Raw genomic sequence first — 1,698 nt, 5'->3', positions numbered from 1 at the left:
TCTGCTATACTCCCTTTGTGGTTGACATATGAAATGGAATAATTTCAGATGGAAATCAGAAGGGATTTTTTTATGAAGAAATATGAATCAGAATTCAAGATAAAAACAATTAAAGACTATTTGAAAGTGAAGTCAAAAATAATCTTTACAGAGTATTGCAGATCGATAGGGGTTAATCCTATTACTGTCAGAGGATGGCTTACCTTGTTTCAAGCATATGGTGAAGAAGGACTAATCCCGCAGGCTCCTAAGAAGTATAGTTACGAAACTAAAATTCAAGCTGTTAGTGCTTATCTTAATGGTGAAGGAACTCTTAAAGAAATATCTATAAAATTTAAATTACGTTCTCCAAAACAATTGAGATATTGGATAATACAGTATAATAATGACAAGAATCTAATCAAGGCTACGCCTGTTAGAAAGAAGGTCGTTACTATGTCAAAGAAAACTACCCTTGAAGAAAGAATTGAAGTAGTTGAATACGTGACTCTTCACAAACATTCATACTCGGAAGCCTCAGAACATTTTAAAGTTTCCTATCAACAAGTACGCAATTGGGTATTGATTGTGAAGAAACAAGGATACTCTGCTCTCGCTGATAAGCGAGGACGCAGAGGCTACATCAAAGAAAAAAATTTAACAGAAGTTGATAAATTAAAACTTGAGAATAGACAACTTAAAGCTGAATTAAATAAACGTAATGCCATTGAGGCGTTTGAAAAAAAATTCGAAGAAATCCAGCGTGGGGAGTGAACAAGCAACGTAGACATGCTTACCAAGCGATAAAGGAAGTATGTCAAAATCATCATGGATGGGAAACCATCTTATTAAAATATATAGGTGTTAGTCGACAAGCCTATCACAAAGGTATCAATCGTGAAGATACTGTCTGGGAAAAACAGGATAAGATATTAAAAAATCACGTTAAAAGAATATATAAGGAACACAACGGAAGTGTTGGTGCAGGTAAAATACTTACCCACCTTGTACATGAAAATAAATTAAGATTTAAACTATCACTAAAACAAGTAAGAAGAGTAATGAATGAATTAAACCTTGTTTGTAAGGTACGAATAAAAAAAGTAAATCGAAAAGAAAAAGAAGAAAAACATATTCAAGATAATGTCTTAGATCAAAATTTCAAAGTTAATAAGCCGAATGAAGTTTGGCTAGCGGATTCAACACAAATTGAATACGGAACAAACAAAAGATACAAAGTACGACTAAGTGGGATATTAGATCTTTATGGTCGATTTTTATTAGGATACATAATAACTCCCACTGAGACAGCAGAAGCCGAAGTGGCTATGTTTGAAGGAGTATTTGAACATGAAGGTGACGTACACCCTACGGTCCATACGGACCGAGGGTCAGCCTTCGTATCTAACAGCTTTAATAGATTACTAACACAGCACAAAGTTTCTAGAAGTATGTCCAGACCAGGAACACCTTATGATAATTCACCAATGGAACGTTGGTGGAATGATTTTAAATTACGATGGATGAACCTTCATCCTACACCAGCTACGCTGGAGGATTTGGAGAAACTGGTTAAAGAAGGGATAGATTACTTTAACAATAAAGATAGATCTGACAAAATAAATGGCCTTACTCCAGCAGAATACCGGAATAAAGCCATTTAAATATATTTTATAATTTTAATTTCATTGAAATGTCAACTTGACAAGGCAGAGTGCA

The 1,698-nt window shown here is 34.3% G+C and carries 2 protein-coding genes; both read left to right on the top strand.

From position 1 onward, the window contains the following. Window positions 1-72: 72 nt before the first annotated feature. Window positions 73-753: a helix-turn-helix domain-containing protein gene (locus FC88_RS04160; protein ID WP_057813093.1), complete on the top strand. Its 681-nt coding sequence runs from the start codon at window positions 73-75 to the stop codon at window positions 751-753. Beyond that, on the top strand, window positions 750-1,643 hold the full coding sequence (locus FC88_RS04155; RefSeq protein ID WP_057813091.1) for an IS3 family transposase: 894 nt from the start codon (window positions 750-752) through the stop codon (window positions 1,641-1,643). Before FC88_RS04160 ends, FC88_RS04155 begins: the two co-directional genes overlap by 4 nt. Window positions 1,644-1,698: the final 55 nt, after the last annotated feature.

The sequence above is a fragment of the Companilactobacillus futsaii JCM 17355 genome (assembly GCF_001435505.1).
Taxonomy (GTDB): Bacteria; Bacillota; Bacilli; order Lactobacillales; family Lactobacillaceae; genus Companilactobacillus; species Companilactobacillus futsaii.
The sequence above is the reverse complement of the archived record's forward strand: the minus strand, read 5'-3'. Positions and strand labels throughout refer to the sequence as shown.